The organism is Pseudemcibacter aquimaris, assembly GCF_028869115.1.
Taxonomy (GTDB): Bacteria; Pseudomonadota; Alphaproteobacteria; order Sphingomonadales; family Emcibacteraceae; genus Pseudemcibacter; species Pseudemcibacter aquimaris.
Genome location: NZ_CP079800.1, coordinates 3,293,126 through 3,306,558, shown reverse-complemented (window position 1 = coordinate 3,306,558; position 13,433 = coordinate 3,293,126). Strand labels below are relative to the sequence as shown.

Sequence of the window (13,433 nt, the reverse complement as noted above, 5' to 3'; positions counted from 1 at the left end):
CCCTTTAAGCAAAAATCCTGTTCACCTTATGAAGCCCATCAACCAATCGGTCAATATCTTCTTTGGTGTTATATAATCCAAATGATGCACGCGCCGTTGCCGGTACATCCATAAAATCCATAATCGGCTGGGCACAGTGGTGCCCGGTTCTGATCGCGATGCCATCCTGATCAAGTATTGTACCGATATCATGTGGATGCGCGCTTTCCATTGTAAATGAAAGTATACCCGCCATATGGTCAGCCTTACCCCTAAGTTCAAGACCGTCTACTTCTTTAATTTTTTCAAGACCATATTCAAGCAAAGCTTGTTCATGGTCATGGATATTATCAAATCCAAGCACATTCATATAATCAATGGCCGCTGACATGCCGATGCCACCAACAATATTCGGGGTTCCGGCTTCAAATTTATGGGGCAGCTCGTTATAAGTGGTTTTTTCAAATGTTACTGAGCGGATCATTTCACCGCCACCTTGATATGGCGTCATGGCGTCAAGCAATTCTTCTTTACCGTAAAGTATGCCAACCCCCGTTGGACCATAAATTTTATGTCCGGAAAAGACATAAAAATCAGCATCAAGTTCTTTAACATCAACCTGCATATGCGGCATGGCCTGACAGCCATCCACAAGAACAACTGCACCAACATCATGTGCCATTTTTATGATTTCTTTTATCGGTGTAATGGTACCGAGCGCATTTGATATATGGGTTATGGCAACCAGTTTCGTTTTTTCCGATAGAAGTTTTTCATATTCTTCCATCAAGAAATTACCATTTTCATCAATTGGGCTTACTTTAATATCAAACCCTTTTTGATCGCGCAGAATTTGCCATGGAACGATATTCGAATGATGCTCCATGTGGCTTAGGATTATCTCATCACCTTCGGATAGGTTATCCCTACCCCAGCTTTGCGCGACAAGATTGATCCCTTCGGTCGCACCACGAACAAAGATTGTTTCTTCTGTGCTCGCGTTTATATGACCGGAAACATTGTCACGGGCCGCTTCATATTTGGTCGTTAGCTCAGCAGATAATTGATAAGCGCCACGATGAATATTGGCGTATTCATTTGAATAGCACCCTTTAATTACATCAATCACCGCTTGCGGTTTTTGCGCACTCGCCGCTGTATCAAGGAAAGTTAACGGCTTACCGTGAATTTCCCTTTTAAATATCGGAAAATCTTCGCGCACTGCTTCAACGTTATAATTATGTGATGTCATGATATTCATTGCCCCAATTTACCCAAGCCATCCACGCGCAAGTTCAAGATATTTTTCACGCACGGCATCAATTGAAACGTCATCATAAACTTCGGCGATGAATGCTTCGACCAGTAAACCTTTCGCCGCTTCCTGATCCATACCGCGAGAATTTAAATAAAAGAGCGCTTCTTTATCAAGTTCCCCAACCGTTGCCCCATGCGCACATTTCACATCATCCGCATAAATAAGCAGTTCCGGTTTACTGTTTGCTTCCGCATCACGGTCAAGCAGCAAATTTTTATTGGACTGTTCCGCATTTGTCAGTTGCGCGTCTTGCGCTACATATACTTTACCCTGAAAGGCTGATTTACCACCCTTATCAAGAACGCCACGGTAAATTTGATCACTTTCACATTCTGGAACCAAATGTTTCATGTGCGTGAACACATCGTGGCTAACACCATCACGACCAAGAAACGCACCACGAAGATCCACATTGCCGTGCAACCCTGTTAAAGTTGGCTTAATTTCTGTACGACTTAATTTGGCGCCAACATTCAATGAATAATGTTTGAAGTCAGCATCTTCCGCAACCTCAACATGACTTTCTGCCATGTGGATGGTTTCATTGCCCTGCGTCTGAATTTGAAAAATTTCCAAGGATGCTTTTTCAGCAACCGTTATTTTATTGATGTCCTGCGTCCAGATATCTGCATTATTATCACCGATAAATGTTTCAATAATTTGTGCTGATGAGCCATTAGACATGGAAATAAAGTTCTTATTTCTCAAAGCTTTAGCATCAGAGTTTTCTGTCGCCACATGAATAATTTGAATTGGCTTAGACAACTTAATGTTTTGCGCAACATTAATCACATAACCGTCTGTCATTAAAGCACTATTCAGGTTTGCAAGGCTGCTATCCTCATCTGATACTTTAAGTAATTCTTCCGCTTCTTTAGGTTTTGCTTTAAGAAAATCATTTAAAGGTAATAATGATAATCCCTCTTCTTCTGAAACATCTGAATATTGATCATTAAAATATCCATCAACAAAAACAACTTTTGATCCTTGAATATCTTTTAAATGTGCTTCTTGGATTTTGGCGGATAATGCGTCATTACCTGCTACAACCTGTGAAACAGCATATGATTTGGATTTAATGGATGAAAGATTGGTATATTTCCATTCTTCCACCTTTGGACCTGGTAAACCAACATCCAAAAAAGCATCCAGTGATTTATTACGTAAATCATTTAACCAATTCGGCCCCTCAAAGCCATGCTTTGAAAGCGCGTCAGCATACTGATCCACATCAAAATGATTTTTTTGCGTCATTTTAACTAATCCTATGCTGCGTTCTCATCGATACCAAGGCCGGCGTAACCTTCTTTTTCAAGCTGGTGCGCCAATGTCTTATCACCGGATTTTACGATTTTACCGTCCGCCAGCACATGAACATAATCCGGCACCACATAATCAAGCAGGCGTTGATAATGGGTAATCACTAAAATAGATTTTTCCGGACCACGCATGCGGTTAATGCCTTCGGCCACAATACGAAGCGCATCGATATCAAGACCACTATCCGTTTCGTCTAGTACGGAAAAAATTGGATCAAGAACAGCCATTTGAACCATTTCATTACGTTTTTTCTCACCACCGGAAAAACCAACATTGACGGGACGCTTTAACATTTCCGCATCCATTTCAAGTTCAGCCGCTTTCGAACGGACTAGTTTTAAGAAATCAACGGCCGCAAGTTCATCTTCGCCTTTATATTTACGAATTGAATTTACCGCGGTTTTTAAGAAATTCATGTTTGATACACCCGGAATTTCCACCGGATATTGGAAACCAAGAAACACCCCTTCCGCGGCGCGTTCATTTGCTTCTAATTCAAGAAAATCTTTTCCTTGAAATGTAATCGACCCTTCAGTGATCTCGTACCCTTCTTTACCGCAAATGGCATAAGATAGTGTGGATTTACCGGCACCATTTGGGCCCATAATCGCATGAACTTCACCCGGGTTAATATTAAGGTTCAATCCTTTAAGGATTTTTTTGCCATCAACTTCGACATGTAAATTTTTAATTTCAATCATTTTTATTCTTAGCGCCTTTTAACCGACGCTTCCTTCCAGACTAATACCTAATAATTTTTGTGCTTCTACCGCGAATTCCATCGGTAATTGCTGCATCACTTCTTTACAGAACCCATTCACAATCAGTGATACGGATTCTTCAACATCAAGTCCGCGTTGAAGACAATAGAATAATTGCTCATCACTGATCTTTGATGTTGTTGCTTCATGTTCAACCTGTGCCGTCGGGTTTTTGGTTTCGATATAAGGCACCGTATGTGCACCGCATCTATCACCGATTAGTAAGCTGTCACATTGTGTAAAGTTTCGTGTGTTTTCCGCATTGGGCATAACCTTCACAAGACCGCGGTAAATGTTCTGCGCCTTACCTGCCGATATTCCTTTTGAAATAATCGTGCTTGATGTGTTTTTACCAATATGGATCATTTTTGTGCCAGTATCGGCTTGTTGGTAATTATTGGTAATCGCCACGGAATAAAATTCACCAACCGAATTATCACCTTGTAAAATACAGCTTGGGTATTTCCATGTGACAGCTGAACCTGTTTCCACTTGCGTCCATGAAACTTTTGAATTTGTGCCGCGACATGCCGCTCGCTTGGTCACGAAATTGTAAATGCCACCTTTACCTTCTTTATCGCCCGGATACCAGTTTTGTACCGTCGAATATTTGACTTCGGCATTTTCAAGAACAACAATTTCAACAACCGCCGCATGAAGCTGGTTTTCATCACGCATCGGTGCCGTACACCCTTCTAAGTAAGATACATAGCTATCATCATCGGCAATGATTAGTGTTCTTTCGAACTGTCCTGTGTTGGCTTCGTTAATTCTGAAATATGTGCTTAGCTCCATCGGGCAACGCACACCTTTTGGAATATAAACGAATGTCCCGTCTGTGAAGACCGCGCTATTAAGGGCCGCGTAAAAGTTATCCGCAGCTGGCACCACTGAACCCAGATATTTCTGCATCAATTCTGGGTAATCAATTGCCGCCTCTGAAATAGAGCAGAAAATAACGCCCTTTTCTTTTAATGTTTCACGGAAAGTGGTTGCCACAGAAACACTGTCAAAAACCACATCAACCGCAACACCGGCAAGAACCTCTTGTTCCTGAAGTGAAATACCAAGCTTTTCATATGTGGCGAGTAGTTCCGGATCCACTTCATCCAGACTTTTTGGTCTGTCTTCTTGTGATTTTGGTGCTGCATAATAATGAATATCCTGAAAATCAGGTTTTTCATAATCAAGCATCGCCCAATCCGGCTCTTCCATTTTTAGCCATTTTTGGTATGACTTAAGGCGCCAATCAAGCAGCCATTCCGGCTCTTCTTTTTTAGCAGATATAAACCTGATGACATCTTCATTAAGACCTTTTGGGGCCTTAACCATTTCGATGTCCGTGACAAATCCGTATTTATAGTCGCTGCCGACTTCTTCAACGGTTTGTCTTGTTTCCAGTGTACTTACCATATCGGTACTTTACCCTTGTTTTCTTAATTTCTTTTTTTCTTCTTCAGTAAAGAAGTCGTACTTACTTGGCACCATTTCAGAAAGCGGAACATTATCAAGTGCCTCGTAAACAGCTTTGTTGATCTTGTCCCATTTTCCACGGGTTGCACAAACCGGTACATAATCACAATTATGCTCTTCTTCACTTAAACAATTTGTAAGTTGGACCGGCCCATCAACCGCTTCAATGATATCCGCGATACTAATTTCCACTTCTTTATTCAGAGAAAAACCACCCCCCACACCTCGGTGGGAAATGAGCAAGTTTGCTTTTGCCATTTTTCCAAGAATTTTACTCACTGTCGGAAGTGGTACTTTTGTGTCTTCATTTAATACTGCTGCTGTGAAATTCTCGTCCGGACGTGCAGCAATCGTGCTCATCAGCACAACGGCATAATCCGCGAGATTAGAAAGTTTGATCATCAGTCATCCACACAACAAATAATAAATACGAATTATTAAATGATGCGGATTTCCGATTTTGTCAACATAAATACGACTAAATTAGTCTTTTTTAGAAAATGGCAGAAAATAAGGGCTTTTATTAAGAATCATTCTTAGAATTGTTAAGAATCATTATTAATTTTTGCACAAATATCATCAAGTTGTTCTAACGTCCGATAATGGATTTTTAAAACACCCGACTCACCACCCTTGCCATCAATTTCGACTTTTAAACCAATGCTTGCTGATAATTCTTTCTCAAATGCGATCGTATCAACATCCTTAGATGCACCGGGTTTAGATTGTCCCATAGATGGTTGAACGCCACCGGTTTTAACGGCCTTGGCAAGAGTTTCCGTTTGACGAACACTAAGCCCGTCTTTCACAACCAATTTCGCAAGTGATGCAGGATCCACAGCAGTGATAAGAGCACGGGCATGACCCATGCTTAACTTCCCATCACGCATAAAGGCTTGAACAGATTCAGGAAGGGCAAGCAATCTTAAAATATTGGCAACATGACTGCGGCTTTTGCCGACAGCTTTACCGAGTGCATTTTGTGTATGTGCAAATTCATCCATCAAACGTTTATAACCAAGCGCTTCTTCAATCGGGTTTAAATCATGGCGTTGAATATTTTCAATGATGGCGACTTCTAGTGCCTCTTCATCAGTCATTTCCTTAACGACCGCAGGCACTTCATGAAGTCCTGCCGCTTGTGCCGCGCGCCAGCGTCTTTCCCCGGCGATAATCTCATAACTATCTTGTGCTTTTTTACGCACCAAGATTGGTTGAAGGATGCCTTTTGATTTTACAGATTCTTGTAATTCTTTTGCTTTATCATCATCAAAATGAATTCGTGGCTGATATTCATTGGCAACAAGAAACTCGATAGGAATAACTCTTGATGATCTTGGTGCCGTTTCTTGTGTGGTGGCAGCAGGCTGAATTTTATCATAGGCCGTTTCACGGGTATCCATCAGTGATGAAAGCCCTCTTCCTAGTCCTGTTTTTGATGCTGCTTTTTTGGTTGTCTTTTTACCAGCCATTTTCAATTAAGTCCTTAATATATAATATAAATTTATTTATGCTGCTTTTTTCGCTTTATGACGTTTTAATAATTCTGACGCGAGTTCGAGATAAGCCTGACTTCCGGAACATTTAAGATCATATAAAAGCACTGGCTTACCATGTGATGGCGCTTCTGAAACACGAACATTTCGGGGGATCACCGTATCAAAGACAACATCGCCCAGATAGCTTCTTACATCAATCGCCACCTGTTCCGTCAGGTTATTACGTTTGTCATACATGGTTAAAATAACCCCACCCATTTCAAGGCTCGGATTAAAGTTCGTCTTCACTGTTTCAATTGTTTGAAGCAGTAAGCTCAACCCTTCAAGTGCAAAAAATTCACATTGAAGTGGTACAATCACAGAATGGGATGCCGCCAATGTGTTTAATGTCAGCAGGTTTAATGACGGTGGGCAATCAATCAATACATAATCATAATTTTCCAAAACAGGATCACGGAAAGCACGACGTAATCTAAATGTACGCTGTTCCTGATGTACAAGTTCCAGTTCCGCACCCGTTAGATCAATCGTTGATGGTACCAAATGCAAACCTGGCACAATTGTATCAACGATTGCTTCCGCTAACGATGCTTCCCCCATAATTACTTCATAACTGCTGCATTCACGTTCATTGCGTTCCCGACCAAGCCCCGTACTCGCGTTACCTTGCGGGTCCATATCGATGATCAATACATCTTTTTTAATAGCAGCGAGTGCTGTGGCCAGATTAATGGCTGTCGTGGTTTTGCCAACCCCTCCCTTTTGGTTGGCAACGGCAATAATTTCGGGTTGTTTATTGGCCGTTGAAAGTCCTTTTGCTGTCATCCCCGGAAATACTCCACTCTATATTTCTTAATCTATTTTCTTTTTATATTACTTAATTCGAGGATGATACCTGATTCTTCAGATTTACTCGCAGTTTTTTTCACATCAAACTGCCATTTTTTTTGTGCGTCCGATATTTCCTGATCTGCCTTTTCCCCTTTTAAAAACAAACACTGCGTTTTTTCACCGATAAAGGCCGATGTCAAATCAAGTAGTTTTTCTAAATCTGCACAAGCACGCGATGTAATCAGATCAACTGTAAACGGATCCATTTGTTCGATACGTTCATTGTGAACGATGGCATTCATTCCTGTTGCCCGGACAACTTGTTTCATAAAAGAACACTTTTTCCCAACACCTTCGACAAGATGAACTTCCCCCGCCCCCATCAATGAAATCACCAAGCCGGGAAAGCCAGCACCGCTACCAAGATCAAGAATTTTCCTATTTTCATCTGGTTCAATCATTTCCATTAGCTGCGCACTATCATAAAAATGACGCAGCCATTTATCAGATAATGTTGTATTACTAACCAGATTTATTGACTTTTGCCATTTATCAAGCATCTCTGCATATGTGATAAATTTCTCAAGTGTTTCACGTGAAACATCTGTTTTTTGTTGAAACTCTTTTGCATTCATCAGGCGATTGCCTTTTTATCTTTGCGTTTTACATATCGTAATAACGCGGTAAGTGCAGCTGGCGTAACCCCTGAAATACGGGCCGCTGCACCCAGTGTTGCTGGTTTTGCCTGATCAAGTTTTTCACGGACTTCATTTGATAAACCGCCAATGGATTTATAATCAAGATCAAGAGGAAGCGTTAGATTTTCGTCTTTTCTAAATGCAAGAATATCAGCCTCTTGTCTTTCGAGGTATCCGCTATAGGTGGCATCAATTTCAATCTGTTCCAGTATATCAGATGGAATTTCTTTTAGCTCTGGCCAAATAACAGCAATCTGTTCAAACGTAATTGTCGGGTAAGACAACAATGTTTTGGCCGATCTTTTGACACCATCCTTATTGATTTTTAATCCATGCTTTGCGGCTTCATTTGGGCTTATTTCCAGTGAATCCATCAATTCACCAAACTTAGCCATCATAGACATCTTATTTTCATAAAAGCTTTTCCGCTCTTCTTTAACAAGCCCGATATCGATACCAAGCTGCGTCAGACGTTGATCTGCATTATCGGCCCGTAATTTAAGACGGTATTCCGCGCGAGATGTAAACATACGGTATGGTTCTTTGGTTCCCTTCGTCACCAAATCATCAATCATCACACCAATATATGCATCCGCACGGTCAAGCATAAATATATCTTTACCTTGTGAAGTGCGCGCAGCATTAATACCGGCCATCAAACCTTGCGCTGCCGCCTCTTCATATCCGGTGGTGCCATTGATTTGTCCAGCGAGGAATAAACCATTTATTTTCTTGGTTTCTAGTGTCGCTAGCAATTCCTGTGGGTTCACATAATCATATTCAATCGCATATCCCGGCTGTAAAATTTCAACATTCTCAAGACCTTTAATGGATTTGATATAGGCTTCCTGAACATCTTCTGGAAGTGACGTTGAAATGCCATTTGGATAAACTGTATCTGTGTCCAGTCCTTCCGGCTCAAGGAATATTTGGTGTGATGTTTTGTCGGCAAAGCGGACGACTTTATCCTCGATTGATGGACAGTAACGCGGACCTGTCCCCTCGATATGTCCAGAATACATCGCAGATTTATGCAAGTTGTCTTTGATAATCTGATGTGTTTTTTCATTGGTATGGGTGATATGACAATCAATTTGTGGGACTGATATTTCTCTATTCATAAATGAAAATGGTGTTGGCGGTGTATCTCCAGGCTGTGTTTGGCATACTGACCAATCAATTGTTTTGCCATTTAATCGTGCTGGTGTGCCTGTCTTTAAACGTTCTAGAGTAAATCCAAATCTTTCAAGCGTATCTGATAACCCAAGTGCTGGGGGCTCATCTTCGCTTCTGATTGATTTACGACCAGCCGGTATGCGTTTATCACCGATATGGATCATGCCACGTAAGAAAGTACCTGTAGTCAGGATTACTTTTTTACATGGGATTTCTTCGCCATCACCCGTAACCACGCCGGCAATAACATTCTCATTTTCAATAATTAAGTCTTCTACAGCCGCCGCTTTAATGTTTAAATTTTCAAAATCAGATAACAATTCCTGCATTGCACTACGGTATAAACTTCTATCCGATTGACACCTTGGGCCGCGAACTGCCGGTCCTTTACGGCGATTTAGCATTCTAAATTGAATGCCAGACGCATCAGCAATTTTGCCCATAATACCATCTAAGGCATCAATTTCACGAACCAAATGTCCTTTACCAAGACCACCAATCGCTGGATTACATGACATTTCACCAATGGTTTCTAGTTTATGAGTTATAAGTAATGTATTCGCGCCGAGCCGCGCAGATGCCGCTGCCGCTTCGCATCCTGCATGCCCGCCCCCGATTACAATTACATCATATGAAGTCATATTCTCATTTACCCTGCTTTAAAAAGTATGGCGGAATGTACGGATTCGCGATCTTAAAGTCAAAGTGTTTCACGTGAAACACTCTTGAAAAAGCTATTTACCGATGCAAAACTCAGTAAAAATCTTTTCCAGAATATCTTCTACATCGACATATCCAGTGATTTTTCCAATATCCCGTGCTGCCATACGTAGATCTTCGCTTAAGAGTTCTAATTCAAAATGCCCTGCATTTAGGAACCTATCCATATGTTCAAGTGCATTCTGAAGGTTCTGTCTATGGCGTGTGCGGGTCAGTGACGGTGTATCTGATAGTCCCATGCGTTTATCAACTTCACCTTCAAAGGCTCTCATAAAGTTGTCTAAGCCATCCCCTGCTTTCACAGAAAGATTCCATTTTCCAATGATATTTTCCGGTAAATTATTACCCGTATCAGACTGTCCCAAATCAGATTTATTGATAATGACCATTGTTTCACCATCCATATGGCTTAACATTTGCGGATCAATTTCTTTATTATCTGAACCATCTATAATGATGATTTTTAAATCAGCATCTTCGGCACGTTTTACGGCGCGTTTAATGCCTTCTACCTCGATAGTGTCATCGGTTGATCTGATCCCCGCCGTATCAATAATGCTAACTGGGTACCCTGAAATATCCAAATGAACCTCAAGCGTATCACGTGTCGTGCCCGCTATATCAGAAACAATAGCCACTTCGCGTTTCGAAAGATAATTAAGAAGTGTCGATTTACCGGCATTTGGCGCACCTAATATCACCACCTGAAGTCCGTGTCTTAATCGTTCCCCCCGGTACCCATCAGCAAGATGCTTATTAATATCTTGATATAATTTTTCAACAATCGGACGAATTCTTTCGGTCACATCATCTGGGATTTCTTCATCCGCAAAATCAATATCCGCCTCTAAGTATGCCATCGCAGAGATCAATTCATGGCGCCACCCTTCATAAAGTTCAGCCAAATTACCATCCATTTGACGAAGCGCTTGGCGTCTTTGTCCTTCTGTTTCTGAATTGATCAGGTCCGCTAAGCCCTCCGCGGCCGTTAAATCCATTTTACCATTATCAAATGCACGGCGGGTAAATTCCCCTGCCTCGGCTGGTCTTAATCCATCAATATTTGAAAGTGCTTCTAAAAATCCGGCAACAACGGCATAGCCACCATGAATATGAAATTCGGCAACATCCTCTCCTGTAAAGCTATTTGGACCAGGAAAATAAATCACCAAACCATGATCAAGACGCGAACCCGTCACCGGATCATAAAACCATTTGAGTGATGCCTTTCTCGCATCAGGACATTTTTCAGAATTGGTCAATTTTAAAATGGCGTTTTTGGTTTCAGGACCCGACACACGAATGACACTGACGCCCGCCTTTCCCTTTCCACTTGATAATGCAAAAATTGTCATTTTAAATTTCACCAATCATCTTCAAAAAATTATGCACTATGCTATAACGGATGAAAGAGGATAAATCATCAAAAAAACAGGACTCTATGACAAAGAAGAAGGTCCCAATATACGATCTTTTATTCTCTTGGCCGTTAGAGAGCCCAAAAAATAATCAAATATTAAAGTTGTCTTTTTATAAGTTATTGTTTTTAAATAAATATTTTGTAAAGTAGCGCCAGTTTCGCGCAAATAATTTAAAGGTCATTTTTTCTAATAATAGGTGTATAAAATTCATGACTCAACTATCACTACATAGTCCTGTTGGCGAGCTGACCATCAGCGAAGAAGATGGTGTCATCGTTTCCGTTGATTGGGGATGGTCGCCATTTCAGGAAGAAAATGAATTATTGCTCAGAGCAAAAAAAATGCTTGATGATTATTTTGATGGTGAAGAGGTTGAATTTGATCTGCCCTTAAAACCACATGGCACTGAATTTCAGAAAAATGTCTGGAAAATTATGTCTGAAATTCCTTATGGTCAGATTTTAACTTACGGGGAAATATCCGACCGTTTAAATTCACATGCACGTGCTGTGGGTCTTGCCTGTGGTGCAAACCCCATCCCAATCATTATTCCATGCCACCGCGTCATGGGGAAAAATGGAAAGTTAACCGGTTTTTCCGGCGGCGAAGGCATTTCAACAAAAAGGTACCTTCTAGAATTAGAAGATACCTTTAATAATTTGGATGATAATTTAAGCTTACCGTTTTAGTTTTCGGCTGGCCGTGATTATTCGGCCATTACCTCATCAGGATTAATCGGTGCAATCTTTACATTCATGTAACCATACATCACTGATACAAACGGACTAATCAGGTTAAAGAAACAATATGGCGCATATGCAAGCGTCGCAATCCCAAGTGTACCAGAGAAGAACGCACCACATGTATTCCATGGAATAAGAACCGACGTCACTGTTCCAGTATCCTCAAGCGCACGAGAAAGATTTTTCGCCGCCAGGTTACGTTTCTTAAATTCAAGTCGGTACATACGGCCCGGAAGAACGATTGCGATATATTGATCCGCTGCCATGATGTTAACACCGATACAAGTCAGCGCCGTCACCAAAATAAGCGAACCAGTTGTTTTCGCCATACCAATAAGACCAACAACCAGCTTCTTAAGAAGGCCTAGTTTTTCAAGGATAGAGCCAAACACAATAGCACACATCACAAGCCAGATTGTATTAAGCATGCTCGACATACCGCCACGGGTTAGAAGCTCATCCATCGCTGTATCACCAGTATCAGCGGTGAAACCATCGAATAATGCAGTCCAGATACCTTTAATAACAACAAAGATACCTTCAACATCATCTGCATCCGCAAACTTGATAATCACATCCTGCTGGAAAATAAGCGCAAAGAAAACACCAACAAGCGCACCAATTACAAGTGATGGGAACGCTGGGTATTTTTTCATCGCCAAATAAAAGACAACAACAAGCGGTAATAATAAATAAAGCCCGATATCAAAATTTTGTTCAATAAGTGATAATTGAGCATCGAGACTAATGGCTGAATCATTAATTTCACCAGTAAAACCAAGGATCAGATAAAGAACGAGCGCAATAGCAATTGATGGGAATGTCGTCCAGATCATATGTTGGATATGGGTGAATAGATCCGTACCCGCAACTGCCGGCGCAAGGTTTGTAGTATCTGATAATGGTGACATTTTATCACCGAAATAAGCACCTGAAATAATTGCACCCGCTGTAATTTCCGGCTCAAGGCCAAGGCCAGCTGCGATACCGATTAGACCAATACCAATGGTTCCCGCAACAGTCCAACTACTACCGATACTGATGGCGGCAACCGCAGATAATATACAGGCGGTGAAATAAAAGACATTCGGGTTAATGATTTGAAGACCATAATAAATCATAGCCGGCACAGTCCCCGATATAATCCAGGAACCAATAAGCATCCCCACCGAAAGCAAAATCAATATGGCACCGAACGTATTGCCGATCCCTTCTTTAATGGCTTTTTCAATTTCGCGCCATTCGAAACCATTCTTTTTACCGATGATCAATGTAATACATGATGCAAGAATAAGGGCGATCTGATTAGCCCCCGATGATGATCCGTCCCCATATAAATATACGGATATAGCAAGCATACACACCAAGGAAACAACCGGGATGAGAGCATCCACAAAACTTGGTTCGCGTGCAGTATTATTATCTGACATAAAAAATATTCCCTAAATATTTTGAAATTTTTCTGATTAAAGCAAAGAAATCCTAAAAATGCGA

The 13,433-nt window shown here is 41.1% G+C and carries 12 protein-coding genes; 1 reads left to right on the top strand and 11 read right to left on the bottom strand.

What is annotated here, in order from left to right; all coding sequences use genetic code 11:
• Positions 1-4 precede the first annotated feature (4 nt).
• The 10 genes from KW060_RS15550 to mnmE form a co-directional block, all read right to left on the bottom strand.
• Positions 5-1,231: a cysteine desulfurase gene (locus tag KW060_RS15550; RefSeq protein ID WP_249036365.1), complete on the bottom strand. Its 1,227-nt coding sequence runs from the start codon at positions 1,229-1,231 to the stop codon at positions 5-7.
• Positions 1,232-1,249: 18 nt separating this feature from the next.
• Positions 1,250-2,551, bottom strand: a complete 1,302-nt coding sequence (sufD, locus tag KW060_RS15545; protein WP_249036364.1) for a Fe-S cluster assembly protein SufD — start codon at positions 2,549-2,551, stop codon at positions 1,250-1,252.
• Positions 2,552-2,562: 11 nt separating this feature from the next.
• On the bottom strand, positions 2,563-3,318 hold the full coding sequence (sufC, locus tag KW060_RS15540) for a Fe-S cluster assembly ATPase SufC (protein WP_250646709.1): 756 nt from the start codon (positions 3,316-3,318) through the stop codon (positions 2,563-2,565).
• A gap of 18 nt (positions 3,319-3,336) precedes the next feature.
• Positions 3,337-4,791 carry a Fe-S cluster assembly protein SufB gene (sufB, locus tag KW060_RS15535; RefSeq protein WP_249036363.1) on the bottom strand — a complete coding sequence of 485 codons (1,455 nt, stop codon included), beginning with the start codon at positions 4,789-4,791 and terminating at the stop codon, positions 3,337-3,339.
• A gap of 9 nt (positions 4,792-4,800) precedes the next feature.
• Positions 4,801-5,253 (bottom strand): SUF system Fe-S cluster assembly regulator, encoded by a 453-nt coding sequence (locus tag KW060_RS15530; RefSeq protein WP_249036362.1) that lies wholly within the window; start codon positions 5,251-5,253, stop codon positions 4,801-4,803.
• Between the two features lie 143 nt (positions 5,254-5,396).
• Positions 5,397-6,323 carry a ParB/RepB/Spo0J family partition protein gene (locus KW060_RS15525; RefSeq protein WP_249036361.1) on the bottom strand — a complete coding sequence of 309 codons (927 nt, stop codon included), beginning with the start codon at positions 6,321-6,323 and terminating at the stop codon, positions 5,397-5,399.
• A 36-nt stretch (positions 6,324-6,359) separates the two neighbouring features.
• Positions 6,360-7,175 carry a ParA family protein gene (locus KW060_RS15520; RefSeq protein WP_249036360.1) on the bottom strand — a complete coding sequence of 272 codons (816 nt, stop codon included), beginning with the start codon at positions 7,173-7,175 and terminating at the stop codon, positions 6,360-6,362.
• 32 nt (positions 7,176-7,207) lie between these two features.
• The gene (rsmG, locus tag KW060_RS15515; protein ID WP_249036359.1) at positions 7,208-7,816 is read right to left on the bottom strand and encodes a 16S rRNA (guanine(527)-N(7))-methyltransferase RsmG; all 609 of its coding nucleotides are present in this window, start codon (positions 7,814-7,816) and stop codon (positions 7,208-7,210) included.
• On the bottom strand, positions 7,816-9,696 hold the full coding sequence (mnmG, locus tag KW060_RS15510; protein ID WP_249036358.1) for a tRNA uridine-5-carboxymethylaminomethyl(34) synthesis enzyme MnmG: 1,881 nt from the start codon (positions 9,694-9,696) through the stop codon (positions 7,816-7,818). The genes rsmG and mnmG overlap by 1 nt, the downstream gene beginning before the upstream one ends.
• A 93-nt stretch (positions 9,697-9,789) precedes the next feature.
• Positions 9,790-11,130, bottom strand: coding sequence for a tRNA uridine-5-carboxymethylaminomethyl(34) synthesis GTPase MnmE (gene mnmE / locus KW060_RS15505; RefSeq protein ID WP_249036357.1), 1,341 nt, complete (start codon positions 11,128-11,130; stop codon positions 9,790-9,792).
• A 275-nt stretch (positions 11,131-11,405) separates the two neighbouring features.
• Here mnmE and KW060_RS15500 point away from each other — a divergent pair, with 275 nt between their 5' ends.
• Complete coding sequence (locus KW060_RS15500; protein ID WP_249036356.1) at positions 11,406-11,885, top strand: methylated-DNA--[protein]-cysteine S-methyltransferase; 480 nt, start codon at positions 11,406-11,408, stop codon at positions 11,883-11,885.
• Between the two features lie 17 nt (positions 11,886-11,902).
• On the opposite strand, the gene nhaC is transcribed toward KW060_RS15500, so the two are convergent.
• On the bottom strand, positions 11,903-13,369 hold the full coding sequence (gene nhaC / locus KW060_RS15495) for a Na+/H+ antiporter NhaC (RefSeq protein WP_249036355.1): 1,467 nt from the start codon (positions 13,367-13,369) through the stop codon (positions 11,903-11,905).
• Positions 13,370-13,433 lie beyond the last annotated feature (64 nt).

What these genes read in the sequence shown, in the direction of transcription:
- KW060_RS15525 (WP_249036361.1), bottom strand. Translation starts at nt 6,323, where the DNA reads ATGGCTGGTAAAAAGACAACCAAAAAAGCAGCATCAAAAACAGGACTA.
- sufC (WP_250646709.1), bottom strand. Translation starts at nt 3,318, where the DNA reads ATGATTGAAATTAAAAATTTACATGTCGAAGTTGATGGCAAAAAAATC.
- KW060_RS15550 (WP_249036365.1), bottom strand. Translation starts at nt 1,231, where the DNA reads ATGACATCACATAATTATAACGTTGAAGCAGTGCGCGAAGATTTTCCG.
- mnmG (WP_249036358.1), bottom strand. Translation starts at nt 9,696, where the DNA reads ATGACTTCATATGATGTAATTGTAATCGGGGGCGGGCATGCAGGATGC.
- sufD (WP_249036364.1), bottom strand. Translation starts at nt 2,551, where the DNA reads ATGACGCAAAAAAATCATTTTGATGTGGATCAGTATGCTGACGCGCTT.
- mnmE (WP_249036357.1), bottom strand. Translation starts at nt 11,130, where the DNA reads ATGACAATTTTTGCATTATCAAGTGGAAAGGGAAAGGCGGGCGTCAGT.
- nhaC (WP_249036355.1), bottom strand. Translation starts at nt 13,369, where the DNA reads ATGTCAGATAATAATACTGCACGCGAACCAAGTTTTGTGGATGCTCTC.
- KW060_RS15520 (WP_249036360.1), bottom strand. Translation starts at nt 7,175, where the DNA reads ATGACAGCAAAAGGACTTTCAACGGCCAATAAACAACCCGAAATTATT.
- KW060_RS15500 (WP_249036356.1), top strand. Translation starts at nt 11,406, where the DNA reads ATGACTCAACTATCACTACATAGTCCTGTTGGCGAGCTGACCATCAGC.
- rsmG (WP_249036359.1), bottom strand. Translation starts at nt 7,816, where the DNA reads ATGAATGCAAAAGAGTTTCAACAAAAAACAGATGTTTCACGTGAAACA.
- KW060_RS15530 (WP_249036362.1), bottom strand. Translation starts at nt 5,253, where the DNA reads ATGATCAAACTTTCTAATCTCGCGGATTATGCCGTTGTGCTGATGAGC.
- sufB (WP_249036363.1), bottom strand. Translation starts at nt 4,791, where the DNA reads ATGGTAAGTACACTGGAAACAAGACAAACCGTTGAAGAAGTCGGCAGC.